The sequence below is a fragment of the Streptomyces sp. NPDC057271 genome, from assembly GCF_042668715.1.
Taxonomy (GTDB): domain Bacteria; phylum Actinomycetota; class Actinomycetes; order Streptomycetales; family Streptomycetaceae; genus Streptomyces.
In genome coordinates this window covers 11,883-34,073 of sequence record NZ_JBHUYJ010000048.1, presented here as the reverse complement: position 1 = coordinate 34,073, position 22,191 = coordinate 11,883, and the positions used below count along the sequence as shown (strand labels likewise).

Below are 22,191 nucleotides of genomic sequence, written 5' to 3'. Positions count from 1 at the left end.
ACGCGCGCTTTCACACGCGCATGTCACGCATGATCAGAAACAGTTGTCCCTGATTCCGTTGATGCCGATGATCTCGGCGGCGGCGCCACCGGCAATCTTGAGGAAGTCGTCGGCGTTGCCGGCCTTCACGAGCAGCTTGGCGGTGGTCTTCACGCCGCCGAGCGCCTTGATCGCCTTGAAGCCCGTCGCCCCAGGCACGAAAACGGCCGCGACGTACGCGACGCACTTCGTGTACTTCCAGGCCGTGCCCCAGCCGCTTGCCGCCATCATGGGGCCGTCGGCCGAGGCGGCACGCCCCTCCGTACGGGGCGCGGCCGGTTCGGCCTGCCCGTTCAGCACAGCGAGCACCGCCCGCTGGGCGACCGGGTCCCCCGGATACATCGCCTCCAGGACCTGCTCCATCGTCCTGTCGGCAGGGAGGGCCGCAAGACGCTCGTCCAGGCCCTCCTCGACTATCCGGGGCGCGCCCAGATCACTCGCACTGGTACCGAGTGCGACGACAGCGGCCTTCTGCTCGACAGCGCGGGCCTGCCGCGCCTCGGTCGCCGAAGCCATGGGTGCCGTGGCACCCAGGAGCACGGCCGTCATCGCGGCGGCGGCACCCAGACGAATCACCCTCCCGGAACCTGACGAAGCCGGGACAGCGGAATCCGCACGAAATGTGAACACAGGTGTTCCCCCTTGCTTGTTGAGTCTTACATCGCCGCCCGGCTCACCTCTCTTGGTCAGAGAAAGGCGTTGGTCTGCGGGCGACGGACAAGACGTTGCCAACCAAGATCGATGCCTGCAAGGGAGTTGAGGTTCATCTGAGGCTCACCGATTCTTTCGCGCCAGTTCGCCCCCTGAGTGCTGATGCGCCTCGTCGTCGAGTGCGAAAGGAGAGGGCTCGGCGCGCGTAGCAATCGACGCACCGTGTCTTGTCCGCGAGTGTCCGGAACGGCCTTGGCCGGATGTGGTCGCCCTCGTACTCCCGTGTCCCAGGTGAGGCGGGCGGAGAGGCGGGGGTCGGTGCTGGTCGCTCGGCGGGAGGTGGCAGGAGGCGCCGGTGATGGGACCTCGCGGAGCAGGTGGCTCAGGAGGCCGCCTGGGCGGTGGACGGCTGTGCCCGCGCCGGGAGGGTGCGCGGGATGTGGGAGTGGACGCGAGCCGGTGAGTGCGCCGACCGGGCTCCCCGCCCTCGGCGTGGATCGCCCAAGCGCCGCTCACATCTGGGTAGTTGCGTGGCGCGCGTCGGATCCGGCCGGCCCGCTCCTCTGCTGGAGCGAATGATTCCTCACGGCTTGTGACGAGAGGATTTCGACAGGTAGTAATTAGGTGAATCCTTTACTGAATTATCGTCAACAGGCCGACTCCCTATATCTCGATTCGATAACGAGATCACCGGCAAGGCCTGGACCATTGAGTGCCTACGCGCGTAACTCCCCCTGCCCTAAAGAGAGTTGACTGTTCATCAAATCAAAAGGGAAAGGTAACAGTCAGATATCTCGACGGCCATTCCCGTTTGCCCGAATTCTCCACCGCGCACGTCTGGCAGGCTTTCGCGCACCCACTCCTCCGACCAAGGATTTGAGGTGCGCATGACTAGACATCGCAGAAAGCGCGAACATCGGCGCAAGCCGAGGGGGTTGGCACTCGTCACCGCCGCCATGGCAGCGGCGGCGGTGATCGCGGGAGGTATCGCCTACTCCGGAACGGGAGATGACGCCCAGGCGGGAACGCCCGCGCAGGCGGGAGCACCCGTGCAGGCCGGATCCACGACGGACGCCCTCGCGCCGGCCCCCGCCCCGGCCAAGGACGAGGAGCCGGAACCCCTCGTCGACAAGCCCGCCAACGACGCCGCCCGTGGCATGGTCTACGACGGTCTCAAGGCGGCTGCCAAGGGTGACCGCTGTACAGGCACCTACCGCACGGAGTCGGGGCTGTGCACCCACGGGCCCGACGCCCCGCCCAAGGGCGTGGACATCAAGGTGGACGTGGCTCCCGCCGTCACCACCAAGGCCCCCGCGGTCGACCCGGCGAAGCCCGCGTCCTCAGACGCGGCCGCCACGGAGGGCGGCGGGCGCCCTCAGGACGTGGCCGCCGCCGACGCGGACAGCGCCAAGTCCGGGGCCGCCGCGGCCCCGAAGCCGGTGGCCTCGTCCGGCGGGCAGGCCGTCGCCGCGGGCCCCGCGGGTCAGACCGTCCAGTGCGACGGTGACGGCAGCACCGGTAACCGAGTGCAGGTCGTGTACGTGCACGGTCCCGACCGTGACCGGTACGCCGAGTACTTCGCCTCGTTCCGCAAGTGGGCCGCCGACGCCGACCTCATCTACTCGGTCAGCGCCAAGGAGACCGGCGGTGTGCGTCACATCCGCTACGTGACCGCTGCGGACTGCACGCCGACCGTGCTCAACATCGAGCTCCCGTCGTCCGCGCTCTCCGAGTTCAGCGCGACCAACAGGGCACTCGCCGCCAAAGGCCTCGACCGACGCGACCGCAAGTACATGATCTTCGCGGACACCAAGGTCTACTGCGGCATCGGCACGTTCGCCGGTGACGAACGGCCGGGCCAGAACAACCAGAGCAACTTCGGCCCCTCCTACGGACGTACCGACGCCGGATGCTGGGGTGGGCACACCGCGGCGCACGAGCTGGGCCACAACCTCGGCGCGGTCAACAACAGCGCCCCCAACACCAGTCGCGGCGCACACTGCACGGACGAGTACGACGTCATGTGCTACTCGGACACCCCGTACTACCCCAAGATGCGGTACGTGTGCTCCAACCAGGCGGCCGAGAACATCCTGGACTGCAATCACGACGACTACTTCCACACCAACCCCAGGCCCGGCAGCTACCTGGCCACGCACTGGAACATCGCCGACAACCAGTTCCTGATGCGTTCCAGGGGAGGCACCAACCCCGACCCGGGTCCCAGCCCGACGCCCACGCCCACCCCGACGCCGACTCCGACGCCCACGAAGCCCACGGGTGGTCCCGCGGTGACGGTCAGCCAGATACAGTCCACGGCCGCCGTCGTGAGCTGGCCCAAGGTCGACGGCGCCGCCTGGTACCAGGTCCTGCTGAACGGCAGGCACCTGACCTGGGTCCAGTCGCAGTCGCTGCGCATCTACAACCTCCGGCCCGGCACCGAGTACCAGGTCGCCGTCTCGGTGCGCGACCGGTCCGGCCGAGACAGCGGGGCAGGAAGGGCGACCTCCCTCCGTACGGCCGACGCGGGCGGCGGCACGACCACCCCCGGCACCCGCTACACCCTCGGCAACGCGGGCACCGGCATGGCGGCCGAGGTGTGGGGCGGACGCTCCGCCGACGGCACGGTGCTCGTCGGTGCGCGGGCCAACGGCTACGCCCAGCAGCAGTGGCTGTTCGACGACGCCGGCGGCGGGCTCGTCCGCCTCCGCTCCGCGGTCTCGGGCAAGTGCCTGCAGACGGGAGGCGCCCCCGCCGCGGGCATGTGGGTCGCCCAGCAGCCCTGCGGCGTCATCGCCACGCAGAAGTGGAAGATGTCCAGCCGCGGCGGAGCGATCACCCTGACCGACCCGAGCGGCACCTACGCCCTGACAGTGAGCAGCCGCCCGTACTACGGGAGCTGGCTGCTCGACCTCCAGCGCGCGAACGGCCGTGCGACACAGGCGTGGACGGTCCAGAAGGTCTCCTGACCTCGGCCGTCGGACCGGGGCCGGCGCGCCCCGGTCACCTGATCCGCGTCGGCGGACGGCCACCGCGTGCGACCGTCCGCCGACGCCCCGGTCCTCCGCGGTGCGTTCACGCCGCACCGCTTTCCTCACCGCATCTCACGCACCAGGAGCACCGCAACGATGCGTACACGCCACGCTTTCCGTGTCCTCACGGGCCTCGGCCTCCTGCTCATGCTCTTCGCCCAGGCTCTGGCCATGCCTGTCGCCGCCCACGCCCACGGGGATACCGTCAAGGTGGTGGTGACCGGGCAGCGAGACGGTCACGTCACGACCGAGATCACCTGGGAGAACGACGGGGACCCGGTCGAGGAGGAGGTCGCCGCCACGGTGAACGCGACCAGCCCCGACGGATCCCGCTCCATGGGCCCCTGGCGACTGGTCCGCGACCCCGGCACGCGAACCGGATGGAGCACCGCCGAGGCCCTCGCTCCCGGTACCTGGAAGGTCACCGTCGACGTGGGGTTCCCCGCCCTCGGTCAGGGCAAGGGCGAGGTCGCCGTTCCGGTGGTCGACCCGGTGCCGCCCAGCGCCCCCGCCCCCACCGCGTCCGTGCCCGCTCCGGTCCCCTCCGCGCTGGCACCGTCCTCCGCCTCACCCGCGTCCCCGACACTCCCGCCCGCTCCGTCCTCGTCTTCGGCTTCGTCCTCGCCCTCGTCCTCGTCCTCGTCGAGCGTGGCCGTCGACGGCGGTGGCCGAACGGCGTGGTGGTCCACGGCCGGCCTGGCCGGGATCGCGCTGGTCGGTGCCGCCGTCGGCATGCGGTTGCGGCGCGCCCGCGCCGGCAGGCGCTGAGGGCGGAGCCCCGCAGGGCCGCGGGGGCCGGGCGACCACCGTCCATGCGAAGAGCCCGCGCCCCGGTCGCGGCGATCGTCGCGAACCGCAAGCCGCGCATGCGGCCCGGCCCGGAGGCCGGGAGGTCGCCCCCTCCCGCACGCGGCGGGCGGCGTGTACGCGGCGGGCGGCGTGTACGAGGCGGGCCAGCCGGCCCCGGAGCGGCCGGCATCGCTCGCCGCCGGCGGGAGGGCCCCGAGCCGAGCTGTACCCCTGTGCCCTGCGCCCGGGCCCGGCGGACGTGGACGCGCTGCGGGACGTGGACGCGCTGCGGGCCGAGGGCCGGCGGCGCACCGCCCCGGCACTCCGCTAGTGACATGGAGGTCTTCAGTCCGTAGGGTGCTGAATATGGATATGCACTCAGTCGTCCTTGGCACGTCCGGAACCACCTTCCAGGACGTCATCGACGTCGCCCGCCACGGCGCCCGCATCGAGCTGTCCCCCGAGGCCGTGCAGGCGCTTGCCGACTCCCGTGCCGTCGTCGACGCGCTCGCCGCCAAGCCCGAGCCCGTGTACGGCGTCTCGACCGGGTTCGGGGCCCTCGCCACCCGGCACATCAGCCCCGAGCTGCGGGCGCAGCTCCAGCGCAACATCGTCCGCTCGCACGCCGCCGGCATGGGACCGCGCGTCGAGCGGGAGGTCGTGCGGGCGCTCATGTTCCTCCGGCTCAAGACCGTCGCCTCCGGCCACACCGGTGTCCGCCCCGAGGTCGCCCGGACCATGGCCGACGTCCTCAACGCGGGGATCACGCCGGTCGTCCACGAGTACGGCTCCCTCGGCTGCTCCGGCGACCTCGCGCCGCTCTCGCACTGCGCCCTGACCCTCATGGGCGAGGGTGACGCCGAGGGCCCCGACGGCACCGTGAAGCCCGCGGGTGAGCTGCTGGCCGCCGCCGGGATCCAGCCCGTCGAGCTGCGCGAGAAGGAGGGTCTCGCCCTCCTCAACGGCACCGACGGCATGCTCGGCATGCTGATCATGGCCCTCGCCGACCTCGACACCCTCTACAAGTCCGCGGACGTCACCGCGGCCCTCTCCCTCGAAGCCCTCCTCGGCACCGAGAAGGTCCTCGAGCCCGAGCTGCACGCGATCCGCCCCCACCCGGGCCAGGGCGCCTCCGCCGCCAACATGCTCGCCGTGCTCAAGGGCTCGGGGCTCACCGGCCACTTCCAGGAGGAGGAGGCCCCGCGCGTCCAGGACGCGTACTCCGTGCGCTGCGCCCCGCAGGTCGCCGGTGCCGGCCGCGACACCATGGCCCACGCCCGTACGGTCGCCGAGCGCGAGCTCGCCGCCGCCGTCGACAACCCCGTGGTCCTCGCTGGAGGCACCTCCCAGGCCGAAGGCTCCGGGGAAGGCCAGGTCCGCTCCAACGGCAACTTCCACGGCGCCCCCGTCGCGTACGTCCTCGACTTCCTCGCCATCGCCGCCGCCGACCTCGGCTCCATCGCCGAGCGCCGCACCGACCGGCTCCTCGACAAGAACCGGTCCCACGGACTGCCGCCGTTCCTCGCCGACGACGCCGGCGTCGACTCGGGCCTGATGATCGCCCAGTACACCCAGGCAGCGCTGGTCAGCGAGATGAAGCGGCTGGCCGTCCCGGCCTCGGCCGACTCCATTCCGTCCTCCGCCATGCAGGAGGACCACGTCTCCATGGGCTGGTCCGCCGCCCGCAAGCTGCGCACGGCGATCGGCAACCTCAACCGGATCATCGCCGTCGAGCTCTACACCGCCACCCGCGCCATCGAGCTGCGCCGCGGCCTCACCCCCGCCCCCGCCTCGCAGGCCGCCATCGGGGCCCTGCGCGCCGCGGGTGTCGAGGGCCCGGGCCCGGACCGCTTCCTCGCCCCCGAGCTGGCGGCCACCGACGCCTTCGTACGCGAGGGGAAGCTCGTCGCCGCCGTGGAGCCGGTCACCGGCCCGCTGGCGTGACGGACCCGCACCCGGGAACGACGTAGGCGGCCGCCCCTGCCCGGGGGTGGCCGCCTACGTCGTCGCACGCGTCTCAGTACGCCCGGCCGCCGCGTCTCATCGCCAGCGCCACGAACCCGGCCCCCACCGCGAGGAAACCCGTCCCGCCGATCACGTACGGCGTCGTGTCCGGGCCGCCCGTCTCCGCGAGCCGCGCCCCGCTCGCCGCGCGCTCCTGCTCGGAGGCGGTGACGCGACCCTCGCCGGTCGCGTTCGCGGACGGGACGAACCACAGGGCGAAGAGCAGCGCCCCGGCCGCCGTGGCGGTCAGCAGCGGACGTCGAGCGACGGACACAGAGATTCGATCCTCCTTGCGGAAACCGCGAATTGGTCGGTGCGCCGATGCTAATGAACACAGCGGGTCGCAGGAAAGTCGGGAGCTCGGGCGGCCTACTCTCCGACGTATGAGCACTTCCGAGACATCGCGTTATGTACGGCTTCGAGTGGAAGTCGTCCTGGAGATCGCCGAGGCCGAGAAGCTGACGGGTGCGGCCGTCGGACGGATCGAGACCGACGAGTTCATGCCCGAGGAGGAGCGTGTGCACGCCCGCTCCGCCGTCCACGAGGACAGCGCCGAGGCGCTCGCGTACCTCATCGAGCCCTTCGACCTCGTCAGGGACGTCCCTGGCGTCGACCTGGTCCAGGCCTCCTGGACCAGCGAGGAGATCGACTACGACCCCGATGCCCAGGAGTGGGACCTCGACGAGGAAGATGGGGACGAGGAAGACGACGAAGTATCGGCCTAGCAGCGCGGACGCTCTGCCGGGAGCCCCGGGGCGACGTTGTGAGACGTCGCACACCCCGGGGCTTTCCCGTGGGGAGTCCGCGCGGACATTCCGGGTACGCGTCCCCGCGGGGACGCCAACCCGGGATGCGTGTGCGGGCTCCGTTGCACGGGATCCGCGCGTGGGACACGAGGTCCGTGCGCGGGACCCGTGTGCGGAACCGGACGGACCGTCCGCGCGTGTTGCTCAGTGGTGTTCCCCACAAAGCCCGCGCCTACGGAACCGGGCGGGGTGTCATGGATGTTCAGGCAAGTGTTGGCAGGGATTCGGCGACGATGGAGAAGCGTGTGATGACGGACAGCAAGCGCCGCAGGGGCCTGGCGGCGGCTGCCGCGGTGCTCGGTGGCGTATTGGTGCTCTCGGCGTGCAGCGACGGGGACAAGAGCGGCGCGGCCGACACCTCCAAGACGCCGCAGTCACAGGCTCAGGTCGACGAGGCGGCGGCGCAGAAGACGTCGAAGGCCCAGATATCCATCGCGCCCGAGAACGGCGCCGACAACGCCTCGATCAACAACGACGCCAAGGTCACCGTCACCGAGGGCACGCTGACCCAGGTCACGATGACCACCCAGGACGGCGAGGCCGTCAAGGGTGAGATGTCGGCCGACAAGACGAGCTGGCAGCCCACCCAGCAGCTCAAGCGCGCCACGCTCTACAAGATCGCGGCGACCGCCACGGACGCGAACGGCCTGGAGGCGCACGAGAACTCCTCCTTCACCACCGTCTCCCAGGCCAACAGCTTCATCGGCAACTTCACGCCCGAGGACGGCTCCACCGTCGGCGTCGGCATGCCGGTCTCGATCAACTTCAACAAGGCCATCACCGACAAGGCCGCCGTCCAGGGCGGCATCAAGGTGACGTCCAGCAGCGGCCAGGAGGTCGTCGGGCACTGGTTCAACTCCCAGCGCCTGGACTTCCGCCCCGAGAACTACTGGGCCGAGGGCTCCACCGTCACGCTGAAGCTCGACCTCGACGGCGTCGAGGGCGCCCAGGGTGTCTACGGCGTCCAGCAGAAGACCGTCACCTTCAAGATCGGCCGCAACCAGGTCTCCACCGTCGACGTCGCCACCAAGATCATGACGGTCAAGCAGGACGGCAAGACGGTCAAGACCATCCCGATCTCCGCCGGCTCCCCGGAGAACCCGACCTACAACGGCCAGATGGTGATCTCCGAGAAGTTCAAGGAGACCCGGATGAACGGCGCCACCGTCGGCTTCACGGACGACGACGGCAAGGGCGAGTACGACATCAAGGACGTCCCGCACGCCATGCGCCTGTCCACCTCGGGCACGTTCATCCACGGCAACTACTGGGGCCCGGACTCGATCTTCGGCTCGGCCAACACCAGCCACGGCTGCGTGGGCCTGAACGACGTCAAGGGCGCGGGCGACCCCAAGCAGCAGGCCGCCTGGCTCTACGACCACTCGATCATCGGTGACGTCGTGGTCGTCAAGAACTCCAAGGACAAGACCATCGCTCCCGACAACGGCCTCAACGGCTGGAACATGAGCTGGTCGGCGTGGAAGGCCGGCTCGGCGGTCTGATCCCGCCCCGTGCCGACGACAGCGGCCCCCTCCGAGACGGAGGGGGCCGCCGCTCTCATGCGGTGACGGTGTGCGGCACGGCGTAAGGCGCCGCCTACCGCGCGACCTCCTCCACGCCCCACTGCGCCAGCAGCCGCAGCGCGTCCGCCGAGGCCGTCCCCGGCTCCGCCTGGTAGGTCACGAGCGCCAGGTCCGGGTCCGTCCCGGAGACCTTCAGCGACTCGTACTGCAACGTCATCTCGCCCACCAGGGGGTGCCGCAGCCGCTTGCTGCCGTGTCCCTTGTCCGCGACGGTGTGCGCCGCCCACAGCGAGCGGAACTCCTCGCTCTTCACCGACAGTTCGCCGACCAGCGCGAGCAGCGCGGGATCGTCCGGATAGCAGCCCGCGTACAGCCGCAGCACGCTCACCACCTCGGTCGCCTTGCACTCCCAGTCCAGGTACAGATCACGCGCGTTGGACCCGAGGAAGACCAGCCTGGCCATGTTGCGCTCCGCCGGCTCCATCGCGACGAAGTCGCCGAGCAGCGCCCGCGCCATCCGGTTCCAGGCGAGGATGTCGAGGCGGCGGCCGACGAGAAGGGCCGGGACGGATTCCATCGAGTCCAGCAGATGCTGCAGACCGGGCCGTACCTGCTGGGGCCGGACGATCGCCGCGCGGTGCTGCTTCTTCTTCGCCGTCGGCTTGGCCAGATGCGTCAGATGCGCCCGCTCGGAGTCGTTCAGCCGCAGCGCCCGCGCGATCGCGTCCAGGACCTCCATGGACACGTTGCGCCCGTTGCCCTGTTCGAGCCGGGTGTAGTACGCGACGGAGACGCCCGCCAGCTGCGCGAGTTCCTCCCGGCGCAGGCCCGGTACGCGACGACGGCGTCCGAACTCCGGCAGGCCCACGTCCTCCGGCTTCAGCCGGGCCCGGCGCGAGCGCAGGAATTCACTGAGTCCGGCACTGAGATCCATGCGGCCATCCTTAATCTTGCGTGGGTATCCCCGGCTTCAGCCGGGGAGGGAAACGCATCCTCGGGCCGGAGGCGCGCAGCGTCGGAGTTCGCTGCGCGTCCGTCGGTGACGGTCAGATGGGCCGCTTCTGGTCTTCGATGTACTGGCGGATCACGGTCAGTGGAGCGCCGCCGCAGGATCCGGCGAAGTAGGAGCGGGACCAGAACACGGACCCCATGCCGATCCGGTTGATCCTGCCGGTGTACTCGGCCCGCAGGTATCGGGAGCTGACGCCCTTTAGCGAGTTGATCAGTTTCGACAGGGCGACCTTCGGCGGGTAGTGCACCAGCAGGTGGACGTGATCGGCCTCGCCGTTGAACTCGCGCAGTTCCACCTCGAAGCCGGCGCAGACCTCCCGCATGATCTCTTCGCAGCGTTTGAGCATGGCGTCATCGAACACATCGCGCCGGTATTTGGTCACGAACACCAAGTGGGCATGCAGGCTGTATGCAACATGTCGTCCGGTGCGGACATCGGGGTTTGGTCCCCAGCGGGGTGACATACGCCAAGGGTAGTGTGAGGGAGCGAACTCGACCGGAGGGGGTGGGCTGAGATGATCCGTGCGTACAAGTTCCTCATGCGGCCCACCGTGGGCCAGACGATCGCGCTGGGCGAGATGCTGCGTGATCACTGCTCGCTGTACAACGGGGCGTTGCAGGAACGCCACGACGCCTACCGGCACGTGTCGAAGACCTCGGTCACGTACGGGATGCAGTCCGCGCAGCTCAAAGACATCCGGGCCTACGACCCGGAACGTCAGGGACGCTGGTCGTTCTCTTCCCAGCAGGCGACGCTGCGCCGTCTCGACAAGGCGTTCGCGGCGTTCTTCCGCCGGGTCAAGTCCGGGGACGCCCCCGGCTACCCGCGTTTTCGCGGGGTGAACTGGTTCGACACGGTCGACTTCCCCAAGGACGGGGAAGGCTGCCGGTGGAACTCCACCCCGCACGACCCGGTGACCCGCGTCCGCTTCCAGGGTGTCGGTCACGTCAAGGTCAACCAGCACAGGCCGGTGGCCGGCAGGGTCAGGACCGTCAGCGTCAAGCGCGAGGGCCGCAAGTGGTTCGTCGTGCTGACCGCCGAGCAGGAGACGCCCGAACCGCTGCCCGCGACCGGCAGCGTGGCCGGGATCGACCTGGGCATCGTCAACTTCCTCGCCGACTCGGGCGGCGGGTTCGTGCCCAACCCGCGCCACGGCCGCAGGGCCGCCGCGAAGCTCGAAGCCGCGCAGCAGGAACTGTCCCGGTTCCCGCGCCGCAAGGCCAGGAACCGCACCAGGAATCACCAGCGCGCGGTGGAGAAGGTCGCCAATCTGCACGGCAAGGTACGCCGCCAGCGGCTCGACCACGCACACAAGACGGCCCTCGACCTGGTCCGCGCACACGACTTCATCGCGCACGAGGACCTCAAGATCCGCAACATGAGCAAGGCCCCCGCACCGAAGCCCGACCCCGGACAGCCTGGCGGCTTCCTGCCCAACGGGGCCGCCGCGAAGGCCGGGCTCAACCGATCGATCGCTGATGCCGGATGGGGGGTGTTCCTGACGATCCTGAACGCAAAGGCTGAGAGTGCCGGGCGGGAAGTGATGGCCGTGGACCCCCGCGACACCTCACGGCAGTGTCCCGAATGCGGGCACACCGCCAAGGAGAACCGGCCCACCCAGGAGAAGTTCCACTGCCAGGCGTGCGGCCACCACGCACACGCGGACACGGTGGGCGCCCTTAACGTTCTACGGGCCGGGCTGGTCCGTCGCGACGCCCACCCGGCATAGCGAGAAGCCCCCTCGTTCACGAGGGGGAGGAGTCACGCGTCCCGATTATCCCAGGTCGTACGACCGGCCGGACAGGTGTTCCTGACCCTGCCGGTGGTAGGCACGCTGGACGTAGGCACAGCAGAGGTCTGGGTGGACTGCGGACGCTCCGGCAGGCTGGTCGCCATGACCACGAACGTCTCCCTCGTCCCCGCCTACGCCGCCCCCGCCGCCAACGCCCCGCTGGAGCGCACCACCGTGCCGCGCCGTCCGGTCGGCGAGCACGACGTCCTGATCGAGATCAAGTACGCCGGCATCTGCCACTCCGACATCCACCAGGCCCGTGACGGCTGGGGTGAGGGCATCTTCCCGATGGTGCCCGGCCACGAGATCGCCGGCGTCGTCACCGAGACCGGCTCCGGCGTCACCCGGCACAAGGTCGGCGACCGCGTCGGTGTCGGCTGCTTCGTCGACTCCTGCCGGGAGTGCGAGTACTGCCTCCAGGGCCTGGAGCAGTACTGCACGGGCGGCTCGACGGGCACGTACAACGCCCTCGACAAGAACGGCGAACCCACGTACGGCGGCTACTCCACCCACGTCGTCGTCGACGAGAACTACACCCTCCGCATCCCCGAGGGCCTCGCCCTCGACGAGGCCGCCCCGCTGCTCTGCGCCGGCATCACCCTCTACTCGCCGCTCGTCCACTGGAAGGCCGGCCCGGGCAAGAAGGTCGCGATCGTCGGTCTCGGCGGTCTCGGCCACATGGGCGTCAAGATCGCCCACGCCCTCGGCGCCGAGGTGACCGTGCTCAGCCAGTCGCTGAAGAAGCAGGAGGACGGCCGCAAGCTGGGCGCCGACCACTACTACGCCACCAGCGACCCGCGGACCTTCACCGAGCTCGCCGGCTCCTTCGACCTGATCATCTCCACCGTCTCGGCCCCGATCGACTTCGGCGCCTACCTGAGGCTGGTCAAGACGGACGGCGCCCTCGTGAACGTCGGCGCTCCCGAGGAGCCGGTCGCGCTCAACCTGTTCTCACTGATCGGCGGCCGCAAGACGCTCGCCGGCTCGATGATCGGCGGTATCGCCGAGACGCAGGAGATGCTCGACTTCTGCGCGGAGCACGGCCTGGGCGCGGAGATCGAGCTGATCCGCGCCGACCAGATCAACGAGGCGTACGAGCGGGTGCTCGCGAGCGATGTGCGGTACCGCTTCGTGATCGACACCTCGACGATCTGACCGCTCCCACCACGAGGTGAGCGGGCGCGCGCCGGGGCATGACGTGCGGGGTAATCGACCCCGTACGGCATGTCCCGGCACGCTTGCGTCATGACCGCTTACGCCCTCGCGAACCTCCGCCCGCAGACCGCCCCGGACGACGAGGTGCTCGTGTACATCGAGCGCATCCAGTCCACGCTCGACCCTTACGGCGGCCGCTTCCTCGTGCACGGTGCTCCCGAACGGGAGGTCCTGGAGGGGGAGTGGCCCGGCGCCCTCGTCATGATCGCCTTCCCGTCGATGGAGGCCGCCCGCTCCTGGTACGACTCCGCCGCCTACCAGGAGATCCTCCCGCTGCGTACCCGCCACATCCCGGGCGACATCCTGCTGATCGACGGCGTCCCGCCCGGCTACGACCCGGCGGCGACCGCCGCCGCGATGCGCACCGCGTCAGCCGGCCCGGCCTGAGTCGAACTCCGGCGGCGTGCCATCGGCCTCAGCCGTCGGCCCTCGCGACGCCGATCGGGCAGGAGACTCCCGTGCCGCCGATGCCGCAGTAGCCGGCCGGGTTCTTGTCCAGGTACTGCTGGTGGTACCACTTCTCTTTGCGTAGAATTAGTGACTCTTCGTAAAGGGGTGGGAAGTGAACGAAGCGGCACCGGTGATCCCGGTTGTCTCGTACGCGCGTATCTCCGCCGACACGGCCAGGGACGGCCACGGCGTCGAGGACCAGCACAAGGTGAACGGCGAGACGGCGGCCCGTCTCGGCTGGACGATCGTGCACCGCTACACCGACAACGACCTGTCGGCGGCGAAGGCGGGTGTGGTGCGCCCGGACTTCGAGACCATGGTGAAGGCGCTCAAGGCCGGCCACTTGCCTGACGGGCAGCTGGTGCGAGGCGTCATCGTCGTTGCGGACGACCGGCTCACACGCAGAGCCGGAGACTACGAGCGGTTCGTGGACGCGCTCACGTACGAGGAAGGGCGGCTCTACGCCGACGCCAAGGGGTCGAAGAACCTCTACAGCGAGGACGTGGAGTCCATGGGCCTCTTCGGCGTCGTCATTTCCAAGATGGAGGTGCGCAAGATGCAGCGGCGTGCGCGCCGCTCGCACCGTGCCCGTGCCGAGCTGGGCATCCCGGTGGGCGGCAAGCGTCCGTTTGGTTGGAAGGACGACAAGCTCACGCTGGAGCCTGAGGAAGCGGCGTGGCTGGCGAAGGGCGCCCGTGAGGTGATCGCGGGCAAGTCCATGCATTCGATCCTCCGAGAGTGGCGGGAGGCCGGCGTCCGCACGATCAACGACAAGGAGTGGGCGAGCCGCTCCCTCAAGCTCGCGCTGTGGAACCCGCGGCTGTGCGGGTGGCGGAAGCACAACGGAGAACTGGTCCGTGATGCCAACGGTGTGCCGGTGGTGGGCCGCTGGGAGCCGATCATCACCCCGAAGCAGTGGATGGCCATCGACGCCGTCTTCTCGGCCCGTGTCGGTCCCAACGTGAAGTCTGACGGAACGGTCACGGACTACCGAACCCCCTCGTACCTGCTGACCGGCATCCTCCGATGCGGAAAGCCCGATGCGGACGGCCGGATCTGCAACTCGCCCCTCCGCGCGGCCATGCGACCGGATCTCTCCGGCGGCTACCTGTATCAGTGTCCCAGCAAGGAAATGGGGGGTTGCGGTGGCACGGGCCGCAATGGCGCCAAGATTGACGAATTCATCACGGAAGCAGTGCTGGCGAAGCTGGAGGAACGGGCAGCCAGGACGGCGCATGTGGACGGGAAATGGGCAGGGGAAGACGAGCTGGACCGCTTGACGCGGAAGCAGCGCAAGCTGCTCCAGGCTTGGCAGGAGGACCAGATCTCGGATGAGTTGTTCTTCCCTGAGAACCAGAGGATGGAATCCCGGGTCAAGGAACTACGTGCGGACCGGACGCGTCATGTCCTCAACCAGCAGCGTGCAGCCGAGGTTACCGGCGACGTACGCGAGCGCTGGAACTCCGGCAGGCTGGACCTGGCGCAGAAGCGCGCCCTGATCAGGGAGGCACTGCATGCGGTGATCGTCCTGCCGGTAGGCGGCGGAGGCCGACGCCCCTTCAACCCTGACCTGCTGGTCCCGAAGTGGCGTGACTGACGGCGAGCTGAAACGGAAAGGGGCACAGCCATCCGGCTGGTGCCCCTTCGTTCGTGTTGCGGGTCTGGACTACCGCTGCTTGCGCGTGGCCTTGGCCGAGTTCTGATGCTCGAACTCCAAGCCGAGTATGGTGGAAACGCGCTGCCATCGTTCTTCGCTCCAGGCCGGAGCCTTGGCAGCCTGAAGGCGACCCCACTCGCGAGCAGTGATGTTGGTCAAACGGAAGTCCTTCCCCTGGGCTATATGTTGCGCGGCGAGAGCAACGTTCAATTCTACCTTCGCGCGCGCGTATTTGAAATATGGAATCCCGTGAATCTGCAAGGGATTTGGGGGTCATTGACTTGTTCCTGAGATGATCCCCCGCTGATCCGAGGCAGAATCCCGCCGTGATGTTCGCATCGGATCTGCCCAAGAGCGGCACGGGTACATCCGATAGGCTGTGTTCGGCCCGGCGCGACGTAGCCGGGCACACTCCTGTGATGACGGTCGTGCCCCCTGGTCGACCCGTCCACCCCGTGCAGAGAGGAGCACATGACCCCCGCTCGACGGGGATGGAGGGCGCTCACGCGCCTCACAAGGAGGACTCTCGCTTGCCCATCAAGCTCAAGGAGTGGGCCGCCATCTCGCGCCCGGAGTACCGGCGCATGGCCCGTGACACCCGCTTCGACCTCGCGTTCCGCGTTCACTTCGCCGCCCTTGGGAAGGCCAACCAGTTGGGCCACGCCGAGTTGGCGTCCGGGGAACTCGCGGCGATCCTCACCCGCAAGGACGGCCAGCCTCAGCCGAAGCAGGGCGTAAGTCGCGCGATCAAGTCGGCCAAGGATCTCGGCTTGGTCAGCCCCTCATCCGATGCTCGGTGTCTCGTGCTCCCTGGCCACCTGTACGACACGGCCAGAGGTTCCCTGTCCTGCAAGGTGCATGGCATCCACCGAGCAGCCTGACCGGGGGTAGGCGTGGAATGAGTACCGCGTACACGTGGAGCGCCTACCGGCACAGGCTCTGAGCTGCGGAAACCTTCGCTGCTTCTTTATCTCCTTATAGCCATCACGGAATGAGGGCCTTCGGCCCCGATCCTGCGTGGTCACAAGTGCGGCCCCGGAGGGGCCGACAGTCCGAGGCGGCGTACGTCAGCGGCGAAGGAAAGCAGGGGCGCGGCAGCGCCCACTTGGTGTTGAGGCAGCGGCGAAAGGGTGAGGAGCAAAGGGCGGCCGTCCGGCCGCCACAGTCCGAGGCCATGACGAAGGGGCGGCCCCGCAGGGGCCGGCAGAGCCAAGTCAGGTAACCCAACCGGGCTGGGTCGCGTACGCGGCCGCATGGCGAAGCTGCTTGGCCAGTGCCCGCGAGGCGTCACTCTTGTGCGGTCTTCGACCGCTGGTCAGAGGCTGCCGTGGCGCCCTGAGCTGGCATTCCTCCGCCGCTGTTCTATTGCGTCGCGGCGCTGGCGAGCCTTGAAACCGTGGCAGGATCTGCGCGGCCAAGACATGGCGGTCGAGCAAAGACCCTTCGGGGGGTCATGCCCCCACCCCCCGCCGTTGCCCTTGGGTAGGCGTGAGTCCCTGCCTTTTCCTTCGCCGTCGCCAGGCGTACGGCTCTGCGCACGGCCGACAGGCCGCAAGCCTCACAAGGGGCGAGAGCGAAGCGGCAGGCTGGCAGACGGCACGCAGCCGCTCGACAGGGCAGAAGGTCAGGGCAGAGGGCAAGCCTGAGACGGGCGCACCAGCGCCCCGCCATCCGAGGCGGCGAGCACGAGCACCACGACCGTCCACGAGGGGGCGTCTCGTAAACCTTCGTTTTCGGGACGGGCGGACCAGGCTCGGGGCGTGTCCGTTTCGCCCACACCCAGACGTCTCGTAACCCGTCCCGAAACGTCTCCCTTGAGGCTGGCTTTCGGGACACGTTTGTGAGACGGTCTCGTCCATGACCACGAACACTCCGGCCGATCAGGTCGAGCGTCACGCCTGCCCGAAGTGCGATGCCCCCGCCGGTAGCCCCTGCCGTACGACCACGGGCAAGGTTGCAGCGAACTACCACACGGGCCGTTTCGCCCTGGTGCCCGCGCTCAAGGCGGAACTGACCGTGAAGACTCCGGCCGACCGCAACCCCGGCAAGGCGTGGACGGAAGGCACGCCCGTCACACAGGTGTCCGACGCGATACCGGGCGCAGCGATCCGACTGGGCTACGCCCGGTGCAGCACTGTTGGACAGGAGCTCCAGTCCCAGTTGGACATGCTTGCCCGTGCCGACTGCACCCGCGTGTTCTCGGAGAGGATCAGTACCCGTGTGAAGGAGCGGCCGGAGCTTGAGAAGGCGCTCGCGCTGGCACGGGAGATCAAGGCAGCCGCGCCGAATCAGCCGGTCATCCTGACCGTGGTCGAGATGAAGCGTCTTGCCCGCAGTGCGGCGGAACTCATGACGTTGTCCGCCACCCTGCAAGCGGACGGCATCCAACTGGAACTCCTGTCCGGTCCGCTTCAGGGGGTGTACGACCCGAACGGGGCAGGTGCCATCGTGTTCGCCGTGCTCGCCGTCAGTGCAGAGGTGGAACGGGAAGGCATCCGGGAGAAGACGTTGGAGGGGTTGGAGGCTGCGGCCCGTAAGGGCAACGTCGGTGGGCGTCCCTCTGTCGTGGACGATGACAAGCTCGCCGTGGCCCGTGCCCGGCACGCCAAGGGAGACAGCGTCACAGCCATCGCCAAGGCCCTGGGAATCGGCCGCGCCACGTTGTACCGCCACCTCGGAGAGAGCTGAGACAGGCGCACACGGACGCGACTGGCCCTCGGCATACGCGGGGGCCGCTGTCATGCGCGGACCTACCTGGCGGGACAGGGCAGGTCGGGAGCAGCGCGGTTCGGCGTGCACGTCACAAGGGCGACAGAGTGGAAGACAGTGCCCTTGAGGTAGTGGCCGAGGGCCACGTCTCCTCCCCACGCCAGCCGCTCGACTGCACCCTTCACCAGGAGGGCCAGTCTGGTCACCTCCCGATCCTGCTCGGAGGCGAACCGGGGAGCGAACTCTGCGAGCTGAAGGCCCAGCCATTCGCCGGCTTCCTTGGGTTCCTCCCATGTCCCTCGGATCATCGAGGGCGGTTTCATGAGCCAATGCGCCGTCTGGATCGGGGGCACGTCGGTGTTCGGGAACACGGCCACGGCTTCTCGGTACCGGTCATGTACCTCCATCTCGCTGCTCGCGGTCGGGGCCTGTCCGGCCGGTCTGCGGATGCTCTCCTTGTCGAACGTCTTCTTCTCCCCCACCCATGCGTAACCGTGGTGGTGCACCGCTGCTCCGTTCCGAGAGATGACGACGGCCCCGCCCGTCGGCGTGAGGGCGGGGCCGTCAGTTCAGGTGGTGCTGTGGATCAGGCGGAGAGGTCGAAGCGGGTGGGGTCGATGCCCGCCGCGTCCAGCTCGGCCGTGGTGAAGCGCAGCGGCTCGGCGTCCGGGCGCTTGCTGTCGCCCATCGCCCACGCGTCCGGCCCGATCTTCGCGAGGGTCACGCACGCCTCGCCGTCCGGGTGGGTGTTGCCTCCACACGCCTTGCTGAAGTGGGCTCCGGTGATGTCGAGTCCGTACAGGTCGGTCATCTGTCCTCCTTGATTCAGATGGGAAGGGCACCGCTGTCCCGCTCGGGGAGTGTCCGGTGCCTCGCAGCGCCTCTGCGATCTGCTCGACGTGAGCAGCGGGGATCGAGCCCAGGTGCACGAGCGGCTCGCCTCGGGGAGTCACCTGTGGGCGTATCGCCGCGTAGGCGCTCTCCGGCAGGCCCAGGGAGGCGAGCACCTCGCGCATGGCATCGGAGGCGCTCAGAGCTGCTGTACGTCCGTCTCTCCAGGTCTGCATGTCCACTACCGCTCCCCAGAGTGCTTCTTGGGGTGTGCGGCCAGCTCGACGTTGCAGTCCGAGACGGCGGACAGGTCCCCGGCGCCGTACGCCGCTGTGCGTTGCTTCGCAAGGGCAGCGCAAACACCGCAACCCGGCGCAGGCGCAGGCGGTGTGCGGGGGAGGGACAGTTGAACCGGTGGGTCCATCGTGGTGCTGGGGCTGCTCACTGGGATTCCCTCCCTCGGATGTCGGCACCGCTGATGCTTCACCCGCTGAGCAGCTCCTTCTAGGACCTTTCCTGTTGGGGCAAGAATCCGTCCCGGATGCCCTCGACCAGGGCTCTCATGGCATCGCCGTAGACCGCCACGGCGGCGAACCGTTCGAAGGTGTCGAGGTAGACCTGGACGTCCTTCGGGTCGCGGGTGGTGACCTCGGAGTGGAACGTCTCCACGATGACGAGACGGTCGTCGTGGAGGCTGAAGCAGGTCATGGGGAAGTCGGGCATCCGGCGGTCGGACGGGACGACACCCAGCGAGACGTTGGGCAGACGGGACACGGATACGAGCCGGTCGAGCTGGAGCGCCATGACCACGGGCTCGCTGATGCGCCACCGGAGTACGTGTTCGCAGATCAGGAAGCGGAATGACCTGCCCGGTTCGTACAGGACGGATTGCCGTTCGAGACGGGCAGCCACGGTCTTGGTCCTGGTCTCCTCCGGCAGGGACGGAGGTAGGGAGAAGACGGCGTAGGCGTACTCGGGCGTCTGGAGGAGGCCGGGAATGAGCTGCCCCTGAAAGAGCCTGAGTGTGGTCGTGCCGGCCTCGATGGCCCGGATGGTCTTCTGGTGCTTCCACGGGCCCGTGCGGCGCAGCAGGCGCCATGCTGTGGCCTCGGTAGCTTCAGCGCGGGCGGCTGCCAGGAACTCTTCCTTGACGTCCTCGCTCACGCCTATGGCAGTGAGTACCAGGTCTATGTCCTGGACGGTCGGTCGTACCTTGCCCGTCTCGATCTTCGAGAGCTTCCCGGCAGACATGGAAGCCCTGCGGGCCACCGAGTCACCCGTGAGTCCGGATGCGTCGCGCAGCGCCCGCAGGGCTTTCCCGATCGAGTCGGCAGTCAGTGGTGCCGCTCCCAGTAGTCCGAGAACGGCACCGCTTCGGCCAACGCGCGGTCTCGGTAGTCCTGATACTCGGCAAGGCGGTGGGCAGCAAGCAGGTCGGCGCCGATGAACGCACCTTCGGGCGTGTAGTGCATCCGGTACACGTCCTGGTCATCGAACAACCAGAAGTCGTGATCGGGCAGGCCGGTCACGGCCTGCTCTGACAAGTCGAGGATTCCGATGGTCTCGCCGGCCGCGATGTTGCCCGGATAGGCGGCCAGTTCGTACCGCAGGTAGTCGGTCAGTGGAGACCGAAGGATGTGGACGCGTGAGACCTGCTTGCCCTTGTCGGTCATCGACCGTACCCATGGGTTGTCGTCCCAGGTGGGGCCCATGTCCCCGCCGGCCAGGAAGCGTTCGAACTCCTCGCGCTCGTCCTCCACGTTGTAGACGGAGAGCGTCTCCAAGCGGAAGGCGGTCCGCTCGAACGTCTCGAAGAGACGGCCCAACTCCTCACCGTTGAGCACGGAAGTACTCCTCCAGCACCGCGGCCGGGACAACGACGGCGGTCTCGCCCTCAGGCAGGTCGAGCTGCGCCAGCCGCTCGGGGTCGGTGATGACGTAACCCTGCACTACGTAGTCCTTGGCGTCCTCAGTACCCCACAGCGTCGGGCACGTTCCGTTCCTGCACTCCGGGTCACCGGACAGCTTCCGCAGCATCCTCGCCCCCACATGTCGGCGTACGCCTGTCGCGTTCGATGCTCCCTAGATGCTTGGGGCAAGGTCAAGTGCCGGTTCTTTCCAGAACAGGAAAGAGTCGCCCCTCGGGGAGTTGGCGGGCATGAAGCTCCTCGGCTCGTGGCTAAGGAGCTGTTTCCACGTCACCTCTCAGGTGGAGAATCCAGGCAGTGTGGGGTTGATGAGTCCCTGGGAGCGGGAGTAATAGACCAGCCACCCCTTCGATGTCATTTCGATCGATCTGCGTCGCTGGTCAGTTTCATCCCGGCTGCTCGTCACCAGCTTGAACCGCTCCAGATCCACAACATTCTTCCTCATGTGGGTCCGGTCATTAAACCCGAGTGTTTGATGATCCCCGGGGGAGCATGTGCCACCAATTCCGGCGAGGTCCTCAAGCAGTCTCCACATGCGCGGCTGCAAGTGGATGTCTCGCTCATATTTCATGGCAAGCTCGGCGAGCCATTTCCTGGCTGCATCGTCGATTTGATCCGAAGTGCTGTCGCTGAAGAATTCAGGCTCGAAGTCGAAGGAGAAATCCTGCGCGTAACCTAGTGAGTCGCGCAGATTCTGGTGACTCACATCGTATATGTGCTCGAAGGAGCGAGAGGAAACAGGGGCTGAGGTTTCCGGACCCGTGCTGTAGTGCTTCAACCTCGCCTCGATCAGCTCTGGAATGAAAGCGTCGGGAACTGGGGCGATGTCGATCGGGTCCGAAAGGACGCCGTTAAGGCGTGGAGTGGCAGCGACAGAGCGTGCGATTCCGCGAGCTCCGCAAATTACCCAGCGAGTTCCTGGAAGTTGGAGGACGGGGTCTCGGATCTCTTCGATTACGCGCTGGGCGTCACTTGATACATCGATTAGTTCCAGGTTGTCGATCAGGCCAATGAAGCCGCCCGAGCCATCTGGAAATGCTTCAGAGAGCCATTTCTTGCAGGCTGCCCTGAATCCCGCCTGTGTGAATGCTTGTGATGTGTTGGCGGAGGCCCCGACGGCTGCGGAGAAGCCTCCGAATGGGCTCGTTATTCCGCCGGCGCGACTCCTGAGGATCGGGGAATTGAGCCAAAGGTTCAAATCTTTGGTACGCGGTACGGTGCGGCCTGCCCGCTTGAGTGTGTCTTCGTGTTCCAGAAAGGCGCGGGCAATGGCAAAATAGCAGGAGCTGATGAACTCCTCCGCGTCTTCCTTGATCTGTAGTGGTTCGGGTAGGGGCAGGTAGAGTTGCTGGCTTCGCCCTTGCCTATAGTCTTCGCTTGCCACCCATGTGGCGACAGAAACCAGGCTCGTCTTGCCGACGCCGTTCGGGCCTTCCAGGACGACGTGCATGTCACTTTCGCGGACACGCCGGAGCAGGGCGCGAAGTTCCCTATCGCGGCCGACCAGTAGCTCGCGTCCGTCCTCGCTGCCAGGGAGTGGCTTCACGACGTAGGGGTTTCCCTTGAAGCCGAGGCTCAGCCAGAAGTCCAAGATGCTCCCCCAACAGTCGTGGTGACGGTCAATCATATGCTGGCTGGGTGTCAGCGTGGGGAAGGTGCGACCGAGGCGCTCAGGCCAGGCGTTCATGTACGAGGTGCGCGCGCAGTGCGGCGGGTGCTCGCAAGGGCCGGCGGCGACAGCCGCCGACCCCGT

The 22,191-nt window shown here is 68.0% G+C and carries 22 protein-coding genes and 1 pseudogene; 11 read left to right on the top strand and 12 right to left on the bottom strand.

Translation table 11 applies throughout. The annotated features are described in order from the left end of the window. Positions 1-33: 33 nt before the first annotated feature. Positions 34-615 carry a hypothetical protein gene (locus ACFUJR_RS22240; protein ID WP_383163145.1) on the bottom strand — a complete coding sequence of 194 codons (582 nt, stop codon included), beginning with the start codon at positions 613-615 and terminating at the stop codon, positions 34-36. 962 nt (positions 616-1,577) lie between these two features. Between ACFUJR_RS22240 and ACFUJR_RS22235 the strand changes: the two genes are divergently transcribed. The 3 genes from ACFUJR_RS22235 (at position 1,578) to hutH (ending at position 6,455) form a co-directional block, all read left to right on the top strand. Continuing rightward, a complete protein-coding gene (locus ACFUJR_RS22235) occupies positions 1,578-3,659 on the top strand; it encodes an RICIN domain-containing protein (protein ID WP_383163143.1) in 2,082 nt (693 codons plus the stop codon). Positions 3,660-3,818: 159 nt separating this feature from the next. Continuing rightward, positions 3,819-4,490 (top strand): hypothetical protein, encoded by a 672-nt coding sequence (locus ACFUJR_RS22230; protein ID WP_383173622.1) that lies wholly within the window; start codon positions 3,819-3,821, stop codon positions 4,488-4,490. Between the two features lie 393 nt (positions 4,491-4,883). After that, the gene (gene hutH / locus ACFUJR_RS22225) at positions 4,884-6,455 is read left to right on the top strand and encodes a histidine ammonia-lyase (RefSeq protein ID WP_383173625.1); all 1,572 of its coding nucleotides are present in this window, start codon (positions 4,884-4,886) and stop codon (positions 6,453-6,455) included. Between the two features lie 73 nt (positions 6,456-6,528). Here hutH and ACFUJR_RS22220 read toward each other — a convergent pair whose 3' ends face one another. Further along, entirely contained in the window at positions 6,529-6,789 is a 261-nt protein-coding gene (locus tag ACFUJR_RS22220) for an LAETG motif-containing sortase-dependent surface protein (RefSeq protein WP_383173619.1), read from the bottom strand. 109 nt (positions 6,790-6,898) lie between these two features. On the opposite strand from ACFUJR_RS22220, the gene ACFUJR_RS22215 reads away from it, so the two are divergent. Together ACFUJR_RS22215 and ACFUJR_RS22210 are read left to right on the top strand one after the other, a co-directional pair. Continuing rightward, positions 6,899-7,240, top strand: a complete 342-nt coding sequence (locus tag ACFUJR_RS22215) for a hypothetical protein (RefSeq protein WP_383173616.1) — start codon at positions 6,899-6,901, stop codon at positions 7,238-7,240. 314 nt (positions 7,241-7,554) lie between these two features. After that, a complete protein-coding gene (locus tag ACFUJR_RS22210; protein WP_383173613.1) occupies positions 7,555-8,823 on the top strand; it encodes an Ig-like domain-containing protein in 1,269 nt (422 codons plus the stop codon). Between the two features lie 94 nt (positions 8,824-8,917). Here the strand turns inward: ACFUJR_RS22210 and ACFUJR_RS22205 are convergent, their stop codons facing one another. Together ACFUJR_RS22205 and tnpA are read right to left on the bottom strand one after the other, a co-directional pair. After that, positions 8,918-9,778 (bottom strand): helix-turn-helix domain-containing protein, encoded by an 861-nt coding sequence (locus ACFUJR_RS22205; protein WP_383173610.1) that lies wholly within the window; start codon positions 9,776-9,778, stop codon positions 8,918-8,920. Between the two features lie 112 nt (positions 9,779-9,890). Then, positions 9,891-10,319, bottom strand: a complete 429-nt coding sequence (gene tnpA / locus ACFUJR_RS22200; RefSeq protein WP_383173607.1) for an IS200/IS605 family transposase — start codon at positions 10,317-10,319, stop codon at positions 9,891-9,893. A gap of 51 nt (positions 10,320-10,370) precedes the next feature. Here tnpA and ACFUJR_RS22195 point away from each other — a divergent pair, with 51 nt between their 5' ends. The 3 genes from ACFUJR_RS22195 (at position 10,371) to ACFUJR_RS22185 (ending at position 13,250) form a co-directional block, all read left to right on the top strand. Then, entirely contained in the window at positions 10,371-11,585 is a 1,215-nt protein-coding gene (locus ACFUJR_RS22195; protein WP_383173604.1) for an RNA-guided endonuclease InsQ/TnpB family protein, read from the top strand. A 165-nt stretch (positions 11,586-11,750) separates the two neighbouring features. Next, on the top strand, positions 11,751-12,803 hold the full coding sequence (locus ACFUJR_RS22190; protein WP_383173601.1) for an NAD(P)-dependent alcohol dehydrogenase: 1,053 nt from the start codon (positions 11,751-11,753) through the stop codon (positions 12,801-12,803). Between the two features lie 90 nt (positions 12,804-12,893). Beyond that, positions 12,894-13,250 carry a DUF1330 domain-containing protein gene (locus tag ACFUJR_RS22185; RefSeq protein ID WP_383173598.1) on the top strand — a complete coding sequence of 119 codons (357 nt, stop codon included), beginning with the start codon at positions 12,894-12,896 and terminating at the stop codon, positions 13,248-13,250. A 28-nt stretch (positions 13,251-13,278) separates the two neighbouring features. Here the strand turns inward: ACFUJR_RS22185 and ACFUJR_RS22180 are convergent. Beyond that, positions 13,279-13,377 (bottom strand): annotated as a pseudogene (locus ACFUJR_RS22180) (peptide-methionine (S)-S-oxide reductase); the annotation flags it as partial. Between the two features lie 144 nt (positions 13,378-13,521). Here ACFUJR_RS22180 and ACFUJR_RS22175 point away from each other — a divergent pair. Next, a complete protein-coding gene (locus tag ACFUJR_RS22175) occupies positions 13,522-14,910 on the top strand; it encodes a recombinase family protein (protein WP_383173595.1) in 1,389 nt (462 codons plus the stop codon). 69 nt (positions 14,911-14,979) lie between these two features. Here ACFUJR_RS22175 and ACFUJR_RS22170 read toward each other — a convergent pair whose 3' ends face one another. Then, positions 14,980-15,129: a hypothetical protein gene (locus ACFUJR_RS22170; RefSeq protein WP_327374504.1), complete on the bottom strand. Its 150-nt coding sequence runs from the start codon at positions 15,127-15,129 to the stop codon at positions 14,980-14,982. A gap of 371 nt (positions 15,130-15,500) precedes the next feature. Here ACFUJR_RS22170 and ACFUJR_RS22165 point away from each other — a divergent pair, with 371 nt between their 5' ends. Both ACFUJR_RS22165 and ACFUJR_RS22160 read left to right on the top strand, forming a co-directional pair. Further along, complete coding sequence (locus ACFUJR_RS22165) at positions 15,501-15,851, top strand: hypothetical protein (protein ID WP_327374503.1); 351 nt, start codon at positions 15,501-15,503, stop codon at positions 15,849-15,851. 976 nt (positions 15,852-16,827) lie between these two features. Then, positions 16,828-17,658, top strand: a complete 831-nt coding sequence (locus ACFUJR_RS22160) for a recombinase family protein (protein WP_327374502.1) — start codon at positions 16,828-16,830, stop codon at positions 17,656-17,658. 62 nt (positions 17,659-17,720) lie between these two features. On the opposite strand, the gene ACFUJR_RS22155 is transcribed toward ACFUJR_RS22160, so the two are convergent. From ACFUJR_RS22155 to ACFUJR_RS22130, 6 genes are all read right to left on the bottom strand, one after another. Beyond that, the gene (locus tag ACFUJR_RS22155; protein WP_383173590.1) at positions 17,721-18,185 is read right to left on the bottom strand and encodes a hypothetical protein; all 465 of its coding nucleotides are present in this window, start codon (positions 18,183-18,185) and stop codon (positions 17,721-17,723) included. 80 nt (positions 18,186-18,265) lie between these two features. Then, a complete protein-coding gene (locus tag ACFUJR_RS22150) occupies positions 18,266-18,490 on the bottom strand; it encodes a DUF397 domain-containing protein (protein WP_327374500.1) in 225 nt (74 codons plus the stop codon). 524 nt (positions 18,491-19,014) lie between these two features. Next, positions 19,015-19,821, bottom strand: a complete 807-nt coding sequence (locus ACFUJR_RS22145) for a helix-turn-helix transcriptional regulator (protein WP_327378388.1) — start codon at positions 19,819-19,821, stop codon at positions 19,015-19,017. Between the two features lie 23 nt (positions 19,822-19,844). After that, on the bottom strand, positions 19,845-20,354 hold the full coding sequence (locus ACFUJR_RS22140; RefSeq protein ID WP_327374498.1) for a DUF6879 family protein: 510 nt from the start codon (positions 20,352-20,354) through the stop codon (positions 19,845-19,847). Further along, the gene (locus ACFUJR_RS22135; protein WP_060178883.1) at positions 20,341-20,547 is read right to left on the bottom strand and encodes a hypothetical protein; all 207 of its coding nucleotides are present in this window, start codon (positions 20,545-20,547) and stop codon (positions 20,341-20,343) included. The genes ACFUJR_RS22140 and ACFUJR_RS22135 overlap by 14 nt, the downstream gene beginning before the upstream one ends. A 168-nt stretch (positions 20,548-20,715) precedes the next feature. Continuing rightward, on the bottom strand, positions 20,716-22,029 hold the full coding sequence (locus ACFUJR_RS22130; protein ID WP_383173585.1) for a hypothetical protein: 1,314 nt from the start codon (positions 22,027-22,029) through the stop codon (positions 20,716-20,718). Positions 22,030-22,191 lie beyond the last annotated feature (162 nt).

What these genes read in the sequence shown, in the direction of transcription:
- ACFUJR_RS22195 (WP_383173604.1), top strand. Translation starts at nt 10,371, where the DNA reads ATGATCCGTGCGTACAAGTTCCTCATGCGGCCCACCGTGGGCCAGACG.
- ACFUJR_RS22190 (WP_383173601.1), top strand. Translation starts at nt 11,751, where the DNA reads ATGACCACGAACGTCTCCCTCGTCCCCGCCTACGCCGCCCCCGCCGCC.
- ACFUJR_RS22150 (WP_327374500.1), bottom strand. Translation starts at nt 18,490, where the DNA reads ATGACCGACCTGTACGGACTCGACATCACCGGAGCCCACTTCAGCAAG.
- hutH (WP_383173625.1), top strand. Translation starts at nt 4,884, where the DNA reads ATGCACTCAGTCGTCCTTGGCACGTCCGGAACCACCTTCCAGGACGTC.
- ACFUJR_RS22215 (WP_383173616.1), top strand. Translation starts at nt 6,899, where the DNA reads ATGAGCACTTCCGAGACATCGCGTTATGTACGGCTTCGAGTGGAAGTC.
- ACFUJR_RS22135 (WP_060178883.1), bottom strand. Translation starts at nt 20,547, where the DNA reads ATGCTGCGGAAGCTGTCCGGTGACCCGGAGTGCAGGAACGGAACGTGC.
- ACFUJR_RS22235 (WP_383163143.1), top strand. Translation starts at nt 1,578, where the DNA reads ATGACTAGACATCGCAGAAAGCGCGAACATCGGCGCAAGCCGAGGGGG.
- tnpA (WP_383173607.1), bottom strand. Translation starts at nt 10,319, where the DNA reads ATGTCACCCCGCTGGGGACCAAACCCCGATGTCCGCACCGGACGACAT.
- ACFUJR_RS22205 (WP_383173610.1), bottom strand. Translation starts at nt 9,778, where the DNA reads ATGGATCTCAGTGCCGGACTCAGTGAATTCCTGCGCTCGCGCCGGGCC.
- ACFUJR_RS22230 (WP_383173622.1), top strand. Translation starts at nt 3,819, where the DNA reads ATGCGTACACGCCACGCTTTCCGTGTCCTCACGGGCCTCGGCCTCCTG.
- ACFUJR_RS22185 (WP_383173598.1), top strand. Translation starts at nt 12,894, where the DNA reads ATGACCGCTTACGCCCTCGCGAACCTCCGCCCGCAGACCGCCCCGGAC.
- ACFUJR_RS22210 (WP_383173613.1), top strand. Translation starts at nt 7,555, where the DNA reads ATGGAGAAGCGTGTGATGACGGACAGCAAGCGCCGCAGGGGCCTGGCG.
- ACFUJR_RS22160 (WP_327374502.1), top strand. Translation starts at nt 16,828, where the DNA reads ATGACCACGAACACTCCGGCCGATCAGGTCGAGCGTCACGCCTGCCCG.